The organism is Moraxella bovis, assembly GCF_025985205.1.
GTDB lineage: Bacteria > Pseudomonadota > Gammaproteobacteria > Pseudomonadales > Moraxellaceae > Moraxella > Moraxella bovis.
Genome location: NZ_CP087840.1, coordinates 899,640 through 915,365, shown reverse-complemented (window position 1 = coordinate 915,365; position 15,726 = coordinate 899,640). Strand labels below are relative to the sequence as shown.

Annotated in this window: 16 protein-coding genes and 2 riboswitches; of the genes, 9 read left to right on the top strand and 7 right to left on the bottom strand. The window is 43.2% G+C overall.

The window, feature by feature from the left end; genetic code table 11:
* Window positions 1-27 precede the first annotated feature (27 nt).
* Complete coding sequence (locus tag LP107_RS04595) at window positions 28-672, top strand: glutathione S-transferase N-terminal domain-containing protein (protein ID WP_078273151.1); 645 nt, start codon at window positions 28-30, stop codon at window positions 670-672.
* Between the two features lie 17 nt (window positions 673-689).
* Here the strand turns inward: LP107_RS04595 and LP107_RS04590 are convergent.
* A protein-coding gene (locus LP107_RS04590) for an IS1 family transposase (RefSeq protein ID WP_228157684.1) occupies window positions 690-1,389 on the bottom strand; the annotation gives its coding sequence in 2 pieces (ribosomal slippage) (window positions 690-1,044 and window positions 1,043-1,389; 702 coding nt in all).
* 116 nt (window positions 1,390-1,505) lie between these two features.
* Here LP107_RS04590 and LP107_RS04585 point away from each other — a divergent pair.
* A complete protein-coding gene (locus LP107_RS04585) occupies window positions 1,506-1,925 on the top strand; it encodes a ClpXP protease specificity-enhancing factor SspB (RefSeq protein ID WP_078273541.1) in 420 nt (139 codons plus the stop codon).
* A 103-nt stretch (window positions 1,926-2,028) separates the two neighbouring features.
* Here LP107_RS04585 and LP107_RS04580 read toward each other — a convergent pair whose 3' ends face one another.
* Entirely contained in the window at window positions 2,029-3,222 is a 1,194-nt protein-coding gene (locus LP107_RS04580; protein ID WP_078273542.1) for a hypothetical protein, read from the bottom strand.
* Window positions 3,223-3,400: 178 nt separating this feature from the next.
* Here LP107_RS04580 and metG point away from each other — a divergent pair, with 178 nt between their 5' ends.
* From metG to LP107_RS04565, 3 genes are read left to right on the top strand one after another with little or no spacing between them, the layout of a single operon-like run.
* Complete coding sequence (gene metG, locus LP107_RS04575; RefSeq protein WP_078273543.1) at window positions 3,401-5,470, top strand: methionine--tRNA ligase; 2,070 nt, start codon at window positions 3,401-3,403, stop codon at window positions 5,468-5,470.
* Window positions 5,471-5,518: 48 nt separating this feature from the next.
* On the top strand, window positions 5,519-6,142 hold the full coding sequence (gene dinB / locus LP107_RS04570) for a DNA polymerase IV (protein ID WP_228157698.1): 624 nt from the start codon (window positions 5,519-5,521) through the stop codon (window positions 6,140-6,142).
* Window positions 6,060-6,599, top strand: coding sequence for a DinB/UmuC family translesion DNA polymerase (locus tag LP107_RS04565; RefSeq protein ID WP_228157699.1), 540 nt, complete (start codon window positions 6,060-6,062; stop codon window positions 6,597-6,599). The genes dinB and LP107_RS04565 overlap by 83 nt, the downstream gene beginning before the upstream one ends.
* Before the next feature lie 66 nt (window positions 6,600-6,665).
* On the opposite strand, the gene rplI is transcribed toward LP107_RS04565, so the two are convergent.
* From rplI to LP107_RS04540, 5 genes are all read right to left on the bottom strand, one after another.
* The gene (gene rplI / locus LP107_RS04560; RefSeq protein ID WP_062498874.1) at window positions 6,666-7,145 is read right to left on the bottom strand and encodes a 50S ribosomal protein L9; all 480 of its coding nucleotides are present in this window, start codon (window positions 7,143-7,145) and stop codon (window positions 6,666-6,668) included.
* A 13-nt stretch (window positions 7,146-7,158) separates the two neighbouring features.
* Entirely contained in the window at window positions 7,159-7,386 is a 228-nt protein-coding gene (gene rpsR, locus LP107_RS04555; protein ID WP_003657491.1) for a 30S ribosomal protein S18, read from the bottom strand.
* Window positions 7,387-7,401: 15 nt separating this feature from the next.
* Window positions 7,402-7,803, bottom strand: coding sequence for a 30S ribosomal protein S6 (gene rpsF, locus LP107_RS04550; protein ID WP_029102499.1), 402 nt, complete (start codon window positions 7,801-7,803; stop codon window positions 7,402-7,404).
* A gap of 132 nt (window positions 7,804-7,935) precedes the next feature.
* Window positions 7,936-8,442, bottom strand: coding sequence for a hypothetical protein (locus LP107_RS04545; RefSeq protein WP_112742460.1), 507 nt, complete (start codon window positions 8,440-8,442; stop codon window positions 7,936-7,938).
* Window positions 8,443-8,532: 90 nt separating this feature from the next.
* Window positions 8,533-8,853, bottom strand: a complete 321-nt coding sequence (locus tag LP107_RS04540; protein WP_029102497.1) for a YcgL domain-containing protein — start codon at window positions 8,851-8,853, stop codon at window positions 8,533-8,535.
* Between the two features lie 253 nt (window positions 8,854-9,106).
* A riboswitch (glycine riboswitch) is annotated at window positions 9,107-9,246 on the top strand.
* 23 nt (window positions 9,247-9,269) lie between these two features.
* A riboswitch (glycine riboswitch) is annotated at window positions 9,270-9,376 on the top strand.
* 119 nt (window positions 9,377-9,495) lie between these two features.
* Here LP107_RS04540 and gcvT point away from each other — a divergent pair.
* From gcvT to gcvP, 4 genes are all read left to right on the top strand, one after another.
* Entirely contained in the window at window positions 9,496-10,593 is a 1,098-nt protein-coding gene (gene gcvT, locus LP107_RS04535) for a glycine cleavage system aminomethyltransferase GcvT (RefSeq protein ID WP_078273545.1), read from the top strand.
* Window positions 10,594-10,779: 186 nt separating this feature from the next.
* A complete protein-coding gene (gcvH, locus tag LP107_RS04530; protein ID WP_078273546.1) occupies window positions 10,780-11,160 on the top strand; it encodes a glycine cleavage system protein GcvH in 381 nt (126 codons plus the stop codon).
* Window positions 11,161-11,271: 111 nt separating this feature from the next.
* On the top strand, window positions 11,272-12,726 hold the full coding sequence (locus LP107_RS04525; protein ID WP_264675908.1) for a DUF349 domain-containing protein: 1,455 nt from the start codon (window positions 11,272-11,274) through the stop codon (window positions 12,724-12,726).
* A 143-nt stretch (window positions 12,727-12,869) separates the two neighbouring features.
* The gene (gcvP, locus tag LP107_RS04520; protein WP_264675909.1) at window positions 12,870-15,713 is read left to right on the top strand and encodes an aminomethyl-transferring glycine dehydrogenase; all 2,844 of its coding nucleotides are present in this window, start codon (window positions 12,870-12,872) and stop codon (window positions 15,711-15,713) included.
* The last annotated feature ends 13 nt before the right edge of the window (window positions 15,714-15,726 follow it).

The window sequence follows — 15,726 nt, the reverse complement described above, 5'->3', positions numbered from 1 at the left end:
ACACCCAAAAACAGACTCATTCATATCATGGCAGATTTTTCTCATCTTTTACCCACCCAGTTCCTACTCTATGGTGACGATGGCTATGACAGTCATGTGGTGCGGTTTTTGCTAGAAGAAAAAGGCGTGAATCATCAATTCGCCTACCTCCCTGATGAGCGACCCGAATATCTTGCCGAGCTAAACCCTTACAACACCCTACCTGTACTTGTGGGGCGGGATTTGGCATTATATGAGCTGATGGTGATCTTTGAATATCTAGAAGAACGGCACGGTGCCAATAAACTCCTACCACCCACCCCCAAAGAGCGGGCAAAAGTGCGTCAGTTGGCTTGGCGACTGCGTCAAGACTGGCTCTCGCTTGGGCGGATTTTGATGACTCATCCTGACAGCTTTAATCCAGCAGAAGCGACCCACGCCAAAAAAACCTTGACCGATTCACTCATCACGCTATCACCCCTATTTGCTCGTCATGACTATTTTATGCAAGATGAGTTTGGGCTGTGTGATGTGTTATTATTACCACTTTTGCACCGTTTACCAATGCTAGGCATTCATTTACCTACCAAACTGTGTAAACCACTACTGGCATATCAAGCACGCCTATCGGCAAGGGTAAGTTTTCAAAAGACACTCATCACTCCTGCTGTTTATAGCGATGATGATTTTTAATAATTGGCATTGTTAAACTAAAATACATAATTCAAAGTTCCATTCCACTTAGCAAACAGTAAGTTCAAAGTGTTTTCTATCATTTTCTCGGATTTAGAATAACATTTTGATTTTCTTCTAAATCTTGCTGTGAAATGCCTAATGGGACTATTATAGCCCTCTATGGTAAAAGTTTGAGCTTTGCTTGTCATATGTTTTGATTTTGGAATGACTTCAAGGTAAGATTTCCAGTAGTCACTACAAAACAGTTGAATGTTATGGATGTTCAATTGATTGTAAAGCTGTTTAAAGGTGTTGGTGTCTCGTCTGCCACAAACAAAACCTAAGATTTGTTTTGTTGTTCTGTCAATGGCAAGCGGGGTCCAGCAAGCGTTTTTTATGCTTGGTGTAGCTATGAATCTCATCAAGCTCAACGATATCTATCGCTTGATTGCTATCTTGTTTGATTTGATGTTGTTCGCCAAGTTTTTTAACCCATTGATAGACTGTGCCATAACTAATACCTAATATGCGACCAATTGAACGAAAGCCCAAACCTTCTAGATACATATTGATTGCCATTTGCTTGGTTGCTTCGCTTTTATGATGCGTTGGTTTATGTACTGAAAAGTAATGATTGCAACCTTTGCACTTATAGCGTTGTCTGCCATTGTTAAAACCTGCTTTGACAAAGTGTTTGTGCTTACATTTAGGACAACTATCAAATGTTTCGTTCATTGGTTTTTACTCTATGGTAAAGTATTGAGTTATTTTAACTTATGGTATTTGTTTTTAACAATACCTAATAATTTAACACTCATCAGTTCACTTTAACCAACAACAAGGACATAACCATGCTTACCCCAAAACGCCCCTACTTCGTTCGTGCCATGCATGAATGGCTAACAGACAACGGCTTTACCCCATATCTCATGACGGACGCCACCCACCCCCAGCTACTCGCTCCCACCGAATACGCCCAAGACGGCAAATTGGTGCTTGCCATATCTTACCAAGCCACGAATAATCTCTTGATTGACAATGACGGCTTATCATTTCAAGGGCGATTTGGCGGTGTCTCAAAAGACATCTGGATACCCATGCAGGCAGTGGTTGGTATTTATGCCAAAGAAGACCCCAGTGAAGGCTTTTTCTTTGATCCTAGCGAATATGACGGCTACACCCCACCCGATGACCCTGATGATATAGACGACACTGACGATGACGGCGATGACGAACCACCCAAAAAAGGCGGACATTTAAAATTTGTATAAATTCATTTAACAAATTAAAGATGACTTAAAAATAAAGGCGATTTGAAAAACAAGGGCGATATAATCACCGCCCTTGTTTTATTCTAAATTAATTTATTTTAATTTATTCGAGCACCCAATCTCTCATATTTTTTGCCCTTTTGATAATCGCATAAAGTATACCCACCAATAATAACACAAAAATTCCCACAATTATCGCCACATTAATATCACCGCTCTTGATATATTCAAAAACAAAAACCAATAAAAATAACGCAATCGGAGAAAATACATACAGCCCAAACCAGCCAATCACACTAATATAATGATAAATACCTGTTAAATCATATTCTTCCAAATCTGCCAATTCTTCATATTCACTCATTTCATAATAATCGTCCACTTCTGCTTTGGCGTGCCTGCTGGGTAATTTTGTTAAATAAGCAAAACCCACCACCAATAATAGATAGATAACCACGCCCACATAAGAATCCATAACAAGCATCACAAAAGCCAATAAAAATGTTACCACCGCCAATAAAATACATAACATCGACCAAGCAATACCACCCCCACCAATGCGTGCCTTGATTTGCTGTTGTTTTAATCTTTGAGCGGATAATTTGTCATGTAATCGCTGTTTATAATCGGCATTCTTTTTATTAAATCTATTATAACCCAAATCGTGTTGCCTTGTGTCATCTGCTGATTTTTCGGTATTATTGGCATTTTTAAATTTAATATTTAAAGGTTTTTTGGTTTTTTCTTTTTTATCATCTTCGATGATTTCAATATCTCGAATAACCCGTTTATTTAAAAAGAAAAACACCAAAGACGGAATACCGAATAATACCAATGACGTGATAAATTCATAGATTTTCTTTTGTCTGTCATGTTGGAATTTGGCAAGTTGTTCATTAAATTCATATATCTTTTTTCCGTCCACTTCCATATCATATAATAGCCCATCAGCATATAATACCGTTGCTGTTTGGTCTTTGTAGGCATACGCTTTTTCACATTCATCATAATTATCATCAGAGCAGTGTAATTTAACATCGCCAATGACAAAATAATGATGCGTGCGAGAGTATTTACCACCACCTATTCGCACATATTCATATTCGGCAGGTACGGTGGCAGTAACGCTGGATAATTGTGATTTGTCTGTAATAAAGTCATCTTGGAATAATATGCCTGAATTAATGACAAAGCCATATGTCAAAGCAAAAATGGGCGTGGTAAAGATAAATTGATTATTTCTAATAGCAAATACCCACAAATCAGCAGTAACGACCACACCACTGCATTTAACCAAAAGAACATGATTGGCGTGATACTATCGATAATATCCAGTAATTCTTGTTTTAGTGAAATAATCTTTTGCATAGGACTGCTCCCAAAATTTGCCCTATTATACCCTATTTTGTCATGGTTTTATCACGGCTTTTACGCTATAATAATCGCCATTTTATCATTTTCAAAACAGGTACATCATGACAGCCAAACGCCAAATTCTTGTTACCAACGCCCTGCCCTACGCCAACGGCTCTATTCACATGGGACACCTTTTGGGCTATATCCAAGCCGATATTTGGGTGCGTGCCATGCGGTCTATGGGGCATGACGTGATTTATGTCTGTGCCGATGACGCTCACGGAACGGCGATTATGCTCCGTGCCGAAGCGAACGGTATCACGCCCGAAGAGCAAATCAAAGGCGTGCAAGTAGAGCATGAACGAGATTTCGCTGGCTTTGGCGTGTCCTTTGAGCATTATGACAGCACGCATAGCGAGACCAACCGCAAGCACAGCGAAGCCATTTACCTTGCCAATCATAAGGCAGGCAACATCGCCGTCAAGCCCGTAACTCAGCTGTTTGACCCCGAAAAAGAGATGTTCCTATCCGACCGCTTTATCAAAGGCACCTGCCCCAAATGCAAAGCGGACGACCAATATGGCGACTCGTGCGAAGTGTGTGGCACAACCTACAACGCCACCGAACTCATCAACCCACGCTCCACCCTAAGCGGTGCAACCCCTGTGGAAAAAACGTCCGACCATTACTTTTTTAAACTGCCAAACTTCACCGAATTTTTGCAAAAATGGACACGGGATGAAGGGCGACTGCCTGTCTCTATCGCCAACAAATTGGACGAATGGTTTGAGGCTGGGCTTGCCGACTGGGACATCAGCCGAGACGCTCCGTATTTTGGCTTTAAAATCCCTGACACGGACGACAAATATTTTTATGTGTGGGTGGACGCACCGATTGGCTATATGGCAAGTTTTGAAAACTACTTGACCGCCCACCGCCCTGATGTGTCATTTGATGATTATTGGAGTCCCGACAGCACCGCCGAAGTGTATCATTTTATTGGCAAAGACATTGTTTATTTCCACGCCTTATTTTGGCCTGCCATGCTCACAGGGGCGAATTATCGCACGCCCACGAGCCTATTTGTCAATGGCTTTTTGACTGTCAATGGCGAAAAAATGAGCAAATCTCGTGGCACATTCATCAAAGCCGAAACGTATTTGAACCACCTAAATCCTGAATATTTGCGTTATTATTTTGCCTCCAAATTGTCTGATAAAGTAGAAGACAGTGATTTAAATCTTGATGATTTTATCGCCAAAGTCAACTCAGACCTTGTCGGTAAAGTCGTAAACATCGCCAGTCGTTGTGCTAAATTTATCAATACCCAATTTGATAATAAACTCTCCGCTACCTGTGCCGAGCCTGAATTGGCAAACAAATTTATCCAAGCTGGCGACAGTATCATCAAGCACTACGAAAGCCGTGAATTTAGCACCGCCATTCGTGAGATTATGGCACTTGCCGACCTTGCCAATCAGTACATTGACGACAAAAAACCGTGGGCGGTTGCCAAAGAAAACCCGAACAGTAAGGACGTCCAAGACATCTGCTCTGTGGGGCTAAACCTATTTCACAAAATCATGGTTTATCTGTCGCCTGTGCTACCGAAACTTGCCGAACAGTCCAAAGAATTTTTGAATGTGGATAGCATGAATTTTGATGAACGCTTTCACGTCCTAACGCATTCTATCAATGAGTTTAAGCCTCTTTTGCAACGCATTGACCCCAAAAAGGTGCAAGCCATGGTTGATGACTCAAAAGAAAACCTGCAACCCACCAACACCAAAAAAGCCCAAAAATCCAAAAAAGAGAGTAAGCCTGTGGAAGCCACCGACCAAACCGCCTTTATCGGCATTGATGATTTTGCCAAAGTTGAAATGAAAGTCGCCAAAGTGCTTAAATGCAATGCCGTTGAAGGGGCGGATAAACTATTGCAATTTACCCTTGATGTAGGCGATACTGATGAACAAGGCGAAAAGCAAACTCGCAAAGTATTTAGCGGTATTGCTAAGTTTTACAAACCAGAAAAGTTACAAGGTAAAACGGTGATTTGCGTTACCAACCTTGCTCCACGCAAGATGAAATTTGGCGTAAGTGAGGGCATGATTTTATCGGCAGAAAAAGACGGACAATTAACCGTTGTGCTATTGCCTGATAGCATGGTGGCAGGGGCGGTTTTGGCGTAATGTCTTGACTTTCACATCCTTGGCTAAGTTTCACTTAGCCTTTTTATCATGAGCTCTATTCGTAAAATCATCCACCTAGACATGGACGCTTTTTTTGCCAGCGTTGAGCAGAGGGATAACCCTGCCTATCGTGGCAAGCCTCTTGTGGTGGGCGGTGACCCCAATGGACGTGGTGTGGTCGCGGCGACAAGTTATGAGATTCGCTCCTTTGGCGTACATTCGGCGATGAGCTGTTATGAAGCCAAAAAACGCTGTCCCCACGCCATTTTTGTCCGTCCCCGTTTTGATGTCTATCGTGGCATCAGTACCCAGATTCGAGACATCATGGGACGACTAACCGACCTTGTCGAGCCATTATCGCTCGATGAAGCCTATCTGGACGTTACAGGTCAGCCCCATTGTGGTGGGTCAGCCACACTCATGGCAAACTGGCTCCGCCAAGCGATTTTTGATGAAACGGGGCTGACAGCCTCGGCAGGGGTGTCTTTTAACAAAATGCTTGCCAAAATCGCAAGCGACGTCAACAAACCCAATGGCATTGCCGTCATCACGCCTGACATGGCGGATGAGTTTTTGTCAGAGTTACCCATTGAGCGGTTTTTTGGTATCGGCAAAGCAAGTACCAAACGCCTGCACGAGATGGGAGTCAGTACAGGGGGGCAAGCTTCGTAAACTCCCCCTTGATGAGCTGGTTCAACTGTTTGGCAACAAGCGGGGGCAGTTTTATCACGACATCGCCCACGGCAAAGATGAGCGAGCGGTCAAACCCGAACGTGTGCGTAAATCCATCGGCACAGAGATTACCTTTTTGCACAATTCTAATGATGATGATTTTATCCTAGCTCAGATTTTCGGAGAAAATGAGAGTGCCTTTGCCGACCTCGGTAAGCGAGAATTGACCGCCCATACTGTTACCTTAAAAATCAAATACAGCGATTTTAGCCAAATTACACGCTCGGTTTCTGTCAAGTCCCCTTTTAAGCACAGCAGCGACAGCGTCAAGCCTTATCTGATTGATTTATTTCACCACATCCCCAGAGAGCTTCCCATTAGCTTGGTCGGGGTTACGTTCTCAAATCTAACTCATCTTGATGACATGGTAGAACAGCTTGATTTGTTTGACGGGTAATTTATCAAGTCAAAATAAAACCCCCAAACTAGGCAGCTCGGAGGTTATCTTATAAATGATGATTAATTATTCATCATCTTCATCAGTTTTGTTTTCACCGTCTTCTGACAAAATGGTAACCAAAATGTCAGCAGTGATGTCATGGTGTAGCTGAATGGTAACTTTGTATTCGCCCACTTGACGTAGCGTACCTTCTGGCAACTTCACCTCTGCACGGTCAACTGGCAAGCCAGAAGCGGTCAGTGCGTCAGCGATGTCACGAGTACCGATAGAACCAAATAGCTTGCCTTCATCGCCTGCTTTGGCACGCATGATGACATTCACGTCTGATAGAGCATCAGCACGTTTTTGGGCTTCTTGTAGTTCTTTGGCTTCTTGTGCTTCTAGCTCGGCACGGCGTGCTTCAAACTTAGCAATATTTGCTTCGTTGGCAGGCAGTGCTTTACCTTGCGGGATTAGGAAGTTACGACCGTAACCTGCTTTTACATCAACAGTCTCGCCAAGTTTACCAAGATTAACGACACGCTGTAATAGAATAACTTGCATGATGGTCTCCTAATTACTTGTGGTTGTCGGTATATGGCAATAAAGCCAAATAACGAGCTTGTTTGATGGCAACAGCAAGCTGACGTTGATACTTGGTAGAAGTACCAGTGATACGGCTTGGGGTGATTTTACCATTTTCGCTGATGTATTGTTTTAGAAGTTCTACATCTTTATAATCGATGTGGGTAATGCCTTCTGCAGTGAAACGGCAGAATTTACGACGACGATAGAAACGTGCCATGAGTTATCTCCTTAATTATTCGCTTGCATTGTCTTCGCTCTCAGTCTCCTGAGTGCGGACATCATTACGGCGGTTGGCTTTGCGAGTACGCTTGTCTTCGGCTTCTTTTGCCAAAGGCGATTGCTCGGTAATCGCTTCATCACGGCGAATAACTAGGCTACGCAAAATAGCGTCATTGTAACGGAACAATTCTTCTAGTTGAGCCAAAGTCTCATCGTTACATTCAATGTTTAAAAGAACATAATGAGCTTTGTGGATTTTGTTGATTGGGTATGCCAATTGACGACGACCCCAGTCTTCTAGACGGTGGTTGTTACCGCCATTTTCTTCGACGATAGAACGATATTTAGTTACCATGTCGGCAACTTGGTTGCTTTGGTCTGGGTGTACCAGTAGCACCACTTCATAATGTCTCATAAGGACTCCCTACGGATTAAAACAGCCATTATCACAGATAACAGCAAGGAGATTGAAAATTGATTGATATAAACCAATCATTTAACAAAGTCCGCTATTATACACGAACTTTTTTATAAATAAAAGGGGAATTTAAGACTTTTGGGCGTTTTTCTCAGCTTCTTCAAGCAGTCGCTTTTGTTCTTGAATGCGTGCTTTTTCTTTGGCTTTGGCAATGTTCACTTCAATCACACCACGCAAAACCTGCCAAATCGCCCCGACAAAGAGCAGAACAATAAACACCGCCAAAATCGGCAAAAAGGCACTGACCGCCCCCGACATGTCGCCCATCAAGGCACTGTGAGCCACGCCCGCCACCGCAGGAGCAATTTGCCCTGTACCTGTCAGTGTATCACCAGGGGTCAAAAGTACCGCCACCGCCAATGCCCACAACATACCACCAATGGGGCGTGGAATAACACGCGCCACAAAGATAAGCAAAAGTAGCACTAAAATAGACGCACCGACATACGCCAAAAACGGCAAATCATTATCTGGCACGTCCTTGACGAGATGTGACCACCAAATTACAAGCTCGGCAATGTACTCGCTAATGGTATCCAGTGGCAGACTTTTGACAAGATTTTTTAGCCAATCCATAATTTATCAATCACAAAAATAATCGCCCTATTTTAGCATATTTTTTGCCAAACTTCACAAATTTTCACTCAAATGCCGTCATTATCGTCATCAGTCATATTTTTTATCTTGCAAGGCTTTGGCACGGGCTAAGGCTTGCTGTGCTAGCACATCGCTTGGCGGAGCTTGCACATAATAGCCCTGTTCGGCAAGGCGGGCTTTGACTGTCTCAATATCCGCTTGGGCAAGTTTGGTGCGTTCTGCCAAATCCAAGTGCATGACAAATTGCCCCAAACCCAATTTAGCTCGTATGTCGGACGGCAACACCCCAAGCCAATCACGAATCTCATCGGTGTCGTCAGGATAATTCGGGCGGGCGATATAGACATACCAATCAGGGCTTTTTGGGAATTTATAAACATCACAGTGCATTTTTGTGCCTTAACATTACTATTTGATTGAAAAACTCAATTAGACTTCTTGCGATACTAGGTTTTCCGTTCGCCCTGAGCTATGCCTGCGGGTGGCGGAAAACCGTTATGGTTCGACTTAGCTCACCACGAACGGTTTTCTTTAATTCGGGGTTTCGCAAGAAGTCTATTGGGAAAACTCAATTTTACAAATTATTTTATAAAATTTGCAAATTTTGCTTGTAAATTGTAGCATTTTTTTTCATAATAAGAGACGTAAATTTTCAGGAGAGATTTTTTTGCAAGGTTGGTTTTTATTAAAACCGAGCGATGATAATTTAAAATATTAAGCGAAAAAACACCGAAGGCGTAAATTACCCTACAATCGCTCAGGTAAAAGGACTGAAAAATTTAGATAATTCAAAAGGTTGTAGAGTTATCACAAAATCTGGAGAAGGCAGGTCATGCCTACCGAAGGGAAGAAAATGCTTAATTTTCAATAATTTAGCATTGAAAATCTCAGGTAACAGGACAGATGGGGTGCTTAAAAATTGTTAAGTTTTGGTTTAATAGGCGAATTGCAATTCGCCCCTACACTATCGCCAAATTTTAACAAAACGATTTTAATTTATTGTTTTATAAGCACTTTTTAAAGGAAATCCAGATGTCTCTACAACGCACCCCCCTATTTGATGCCCACACAGCCACAGGTGGCAAACTTGTGGATTTTGGTGGCTGGGAATTGCCTGTCAATTACGGCTCACAAATCGCCGAACACGAAGCCGTCCGCACGGACGCAGGTATGTTTGATGTCTCACATATGCTCGTTACCGATGTGGCGGGCGACAACGCCAAAGCCTTTTTACAAAAACTGCTCGCCAACGATGTTGCTAAATTGTCCTTTGTCGGCAAGGCTTTATATTCTGGAATGCTCAATGACAAAGGCGGCGTCATCGATGACCTAATCGTCTATCGCATGAACGAAGACGAGACCGCTTATCGCATCGTCTCAAACGGGGCAACCCGTGAAAAAGACTCTGCTCACTTTGCCAAAATTGGTAATGACTTTGGCGTAACGCTCGCCCCTCGCTATGATGTCGCCATGCTTGCCGTACAAGGGCGAAACGCCATTGCCAAGCTCCTTACCGTCAAGCCTGAATGGGCGGAGAAAGTAAACGCTCTAAAATCCTTTGTCGGTGTGGACTTGGGCGGTGACTGGTTTGTCGCTCGCACAGGCTACACAGGCGAAGACGGTGTGGAAGTAGTCATGCCAGCAGATGAAGCGGTTGGATTTTTTGATGAGCTTGTCAAAGCAGGTGTCGCCCCATGTGGACTTGGGGCAAGAGACACCCTAAGAATGGAAGCGGGTATGAACCTATACGGCAACGATATGACGGACGATGTCAGCCCACTAGAAGCAGGTATGGGCTGGACGGTGGATTTAAAAGACGAAAACCGTGATTTTATCGGCAAATCGGCTCTGGTGGCATTAAAAACCGCAGGGGTCAAAGCCAAACAAGTCGGACTGCTTTTAGAAGAAAAAGGCGTGATGCGTGCAGGAATGGAAGTCGTTACCGAAAGTGGCAATGGCATTACCACAAGTGGTGTATTTAGCCCAAGTCTAAACCAGTCAATCGCCATTGCCCGTGTGCCAGCTGGCTTTAATGGCGATGCCGCCAAAGTGATTATGCGTGGCAAAGAAGTGGAAGTGCGAGTGCTTAAATTGCCATTTGTCAGAAATGGTAAGAAGCAGTTTGAGTAACAAAAGGGTGTAGATACACCTTATTACGTGAGAGAAAAAATGCGTTATTTATCATTTGTCATCGTATGTGTATTTGCCCTAAGTGGCTGTGATGCCAAAGACCACTGTTTGGACTATGGCGGTTCTTATAACGAGACCACCAAACAATGCGAAAAGTAATTTTAACCCACTCACTAGGAGAGACCCATGAGTAATATCCCAAGCGATTTAAAATACGTTGCCAGCCACGAATGGCTAAAACTAGAAGATGACGGTATCATCACCGTTGGCATTACCGACCACGCCCAAGATTTGCTTGGCGATGTGGTATTTGTGGAATTGCCAGAAGTGGGTGCAGTCGTTGAAGCCGACCAAGAAATCGCCGTGGTTGAATCGGTCAAAGCGGCAAGCGATGTCTATGCTCCAATCGCAGGCGAAATCGTGGAGATTAACGAAGAGCTTGTAGATGCACCAGAGCTTGCCAACGAAGACCCATACGGCAAAGCGTGGTTCTTTAAAGTCAAACCCGCCAATCCTGCCGACTATGACAGCCTAATGAGTGCAGACGAATACGAAGAAAGTCTGTAATTAAATAAAAACAAGCGTAAGTTTTAATAAATTTACGCTTGTTTTGGTTATTCTGACCACATATTCAATTAAACTTGACAAACTTGAACTGTTATTATGTTTGGAGGTAAAATGAACTTTCACGACATTGGAGATAAACTAGAAAGTATTTGCAGACAGGTTTTGTTAAACCGCTGGCAAAATAGTCAAATTATTGAGACAAAGAGAAATTCAATTCACGGAATTGATTTTGCTGTAGAAATAATAGGTAATGGCATAATGATTGTTGAAGTCAAAAGTGCCACTGGCTCGGTCAGAAACGGTCAAATGGATATAGAGTGGATTAGAAAAAATTTAACCCCATCTTTCAAAAAGGCTCTACAAGAAGCATACCAAAAAAGATATTATTTGGGTTGTGCCACTTATAGAGTTGTTCAGGTTTATGGCGATAGAGAATACCACTTTCAAGACAATCAAGGTCAAAAATATCTTGTTAAAAACGCACCTCCAACTAGAAAAATTGACTGGAATGATTTACTAAATGATATTTTTCCCATAAAATCCAACTACGATAAATTGGATAGCGAATTATCTAAAATTGAAAGCGAATATTCTACGAGTTTGGTGGAGGCATTCGTTGGCAAAGAGATTGACTTTAATAAAGTTAGAGAGAGTTTAAAATTACTTCAAGGTGATATTCACAAAACAATTCTAACCAAAGAATTCAAAAAGAAATTGATTGATAGAGTACAAAAATCATTTGAAAAGGTAGGGGATTTACAAAATAAAGAGAAAGAAAAGAAACAACAAGATTGGCAAAAGCAACAAGAGGAAAGAAAGTATAATTATAAATTAAAGCACGATATTTGCTTATCTATTGAAAGTATTTCCACTTCTGATTGGAAAATTGCTGGTAATCGTATTAAAGAATTGCAACAAAAGTGGAAATCTATTGGTTCTGTACCAAAGGATAGAGCTGATGAAATCAATGATCGTTATCGTTCAGCTTGCGATAATTTCTTTCAAAAGCGACAAAGATATTTTGATGAACTAAATAAAGAAAGAGAAAATCAACAAAAAGAGCGAGAAAGAAATTACAGTCTAAAAAGAGATATTTGCTTATCTATTGAAAGTATTTCCACTTCTGATTGGAAAATTGCTGGTAATCGTATTAAAGAATTGCAACAAAAGTGGAAATCTATTGGTTCTGTACCAAAGGATAGAGCTGATGAAATCAATGATCGTTATCGTTCAGCTTGCGATAATTTCTTTCAAAAGCGACAAAGATATTTTGATGAATTAAGTAAAGAAAGAGAGAGAAAGCAAAAAGAGTGGGAGGAAAGACAACGAGAAAGACAAAAAGAAAAAGAAAGAAAGCAGAGAGAATATGAGGAAAGACAACGAGAAAGAGAAAGAAAACAGAGAGAATATGAGGAGAGACGAAGGGAAAGAGAGAGAAAGCAGAGAGAATATGAGGAAAGACAAAGAGAAAGAGAGAGAAGGCAAAAAGAATATGAGGAGAGACGAAGGGAAAGAGAGAGAAAGCAGAGAGAATATGAGGAAAGACAACGCAATAAAAGGCGTTAAAATCTTTTGTGATATAATGTAGGTTGGGTTTTTGTTTTTCAACCCAACCTACAAAACTTACAAACAATTAAGATTTAATTCAAAATCATATTGTTAAAATATCATTTTCAATTAAATTTAACCTAACCCTAAAAGGATAAATTATGTCATTTAACACCTTTTCCGACCTATTTTATGAAAACGCCTTTGTGCATCGTCATTTGGGCAATAGCACCGATGAAGAACAAGCCCTACTGACTGCGGTAGGGGCAAAAACTTTGGACGAATTTGTGGATTCTGTTGTGCCACAATCGGTGCGTTTAAATAAAGCCCTTGATTTGCCCCCTGCAATGAGCGAGCATAACGCCCTAGCCAAACTTCGCACAATGGCAGACAAAATCACCGTTGCCAAAAGCTATATCGGTCAAGGCTATTCGCCTGCCCGTTTGCCTGCGGTCATTCAAAGAAATGTCCTAGAAAACCCCGGTTGGTACACCGCTTACACCCCTTATCAAGCCGAGATTGCCCAAGGGCGTTTGGAAGCCTTGTTAAACTTCCAACAAGTGTGCATTGACTTGACAGGAATGGACTTAGCAGGTGCGTCATTACTTGACGAAGCCACCGCCGCCGCTGAAAGTATGGCAATGGCACAAAGATGTAGCAAATCCAAATCCAACGCCTTTTTTGTGGACAGTCGTACCTACCCACAGACCCTAGATGTGATTCGTACCCGTGCCAAATATTTTGGCTTTGATGTGGTGGTGGGCGATTTTGAAACCGCCAAAAATGGCGACTTCTTTGGGGCGTTTTTCCAATATGTTGGCAAGGACGGCGATGTGGCGGACTTAACCGACATCATCAAAACCGTCAAGGACAACGGAGCGTATGCCATTGTCGCAAGCGACATTATGAGCCTTGTCCTACTTAAATCCCCTGCCCAAATGGGGGCGGACATTGCCCTAGGTAGCACCCAACGCTTTGGTATCCCAATGGGCTTTGGGGGTCCGCACGCAGCTTATTTTTCCTTTAAAGACAAAGACAAACGAAGTGCCCCCGGTCGTATCATCGGCGTATCCAAAGACGCACAAGGTGGCACGGCTCTAAGAATGGCACTGCAGACCCGTGAACAGCACATTCGCCGTGAAAAAGCAAACTCCAACATTTGCACAAGCCAAGTCCTGCTTGCCAACCTTGCAGGTATGTATGCCGTCTATCACGGGGCGACAGGGCTAAAACGTATTGCCAGCCGTATTCACGCTTTGGCGGTGGCGTTTTATAATGCCGTTAAAGGGGAATTTACGCCTGTTAGCGATGTGTTCTTTGACACGGTAACCGTCAAAACCGACAAGGCAAGCGAACTTGTTAAATCCGCCAAAGCCAAAGGGTATAACCTGTTCCACAAAGGCGATTTGGTGGGTGTATCCTTTCACGAATTGACCGATGAGAAAGAATTTAATGAGCTGTGCGAAATTTTTGGCGTCAGTGGCAATTTGGATAAGGTAGAAAATATCTTGGGCGACTTAAATCGCACCGATGAGATTTTGACCCACCCCACTTTTAACAGCTATCATACCGAACATCAAATGCTCCGTTATCTAAAATCGCTAGAAGACAAAGATTTGGCGATGAACCGCTCAATGATTTCGCTCGGTTCTTGCACAATGAAACTAAACGCCACAAGCGAGATGTTGCCGATTACTTGGGAAGAGTTTGCGGGTGTACATCCCTTTGCCCCTGCCGATGATACGGTGGGCTATATTGAGATGATTGAAAGTTTGCAAACGCAGTTAAAAGCAATCACAGGCTTTGATGAAATTTCAATGCAACCAAACTCAGGGGCGAGCGGTGAGTACGCAGGGCTTTTGGCGATTCGCCGTTATCACGAAAGCCGTGGCGATGACAACCGCACGGTCTGCCTAACCCCCCGCTCGGCTCACGGCACCAACCCTGCGACCGCCCAAATGATGGGAATGCAAGTTGTGGTGGTTGCCACAGATGAAAACGGCAATGTGGACTTTAATGATTTGACCGCCAAATGTGAAGAGCATTCTGCCAATCTTGGGGCGTTGATGATTACTTATCCGTCCACGCACGGGGTGTTTGAAGAAGGTATCCGTGACATTTGCGACCTTATCCACAAACACGGTGGACAAGTGTATATGGACGGGGCGAATATGAACGCCCAAGTCGCCATTATGCAACCTGCCGAAGTCGGTGCCGATGTCCTGCATATGAACCTGCACAAGACATTTTGTATCCCACACGGTGGTGGTGGACCGGGTATGGGTCCGATTGGTCTAAAATCGCACCTTGCTCCCTTTATCCCAAGCCATAGCGTAAACCCTGTATTTAACGCCCAAAACGGTCAAACGGCTGTTTCGGCTGCCCCGTATGGCTCGGCAAGCATTTTGCCAATTTCGTGGATGTACATCACAATGATGGGACGAGATGGCTTGTTGTCAGCGACCAAACAGGCACTTTTGAACGCCAACTATGTCGCCACAATGCTAAAAGACGACTACCCTGTACTCTATACAGGCAAAAACGGACGGGTGGCTCACGAGTGCATCATTGACATTCGCCCCTTAAAGGCGGAAACAGGCATTACTGAAACCGACATCGCCAAACGCTTGATGGACTATGGATTCCACGCTCCAACAATGAGTTTCCCTGTGGCGGGTACGCTGATGATTGAACCAACTGAGTCTGAGAGCAAAGACGAGCTTGACCGCTTTATTTCGGCACTCAAACAAATCAAGCAAGAAGCCCTAAAAGTACAAGCTGGGGCGGACGGCTGGACAGCGGACAACAACCCACTTGTGAACGCACCACACACCCAAGCGGTCATCGTGGGCGAGTGGGACAGACCGTATAGCCGTGAAGTGGGGGCATTCCCATTGCCCTATATCAAGGCACATAAATTCTGGCCGACTGTGGGTCGTGTGGACGATGTCTATGGCGATAAGAATTTGATTTGTAGCTGTCCGAGTATTGAGAATTATGAATAATCTTTTGGGTTGT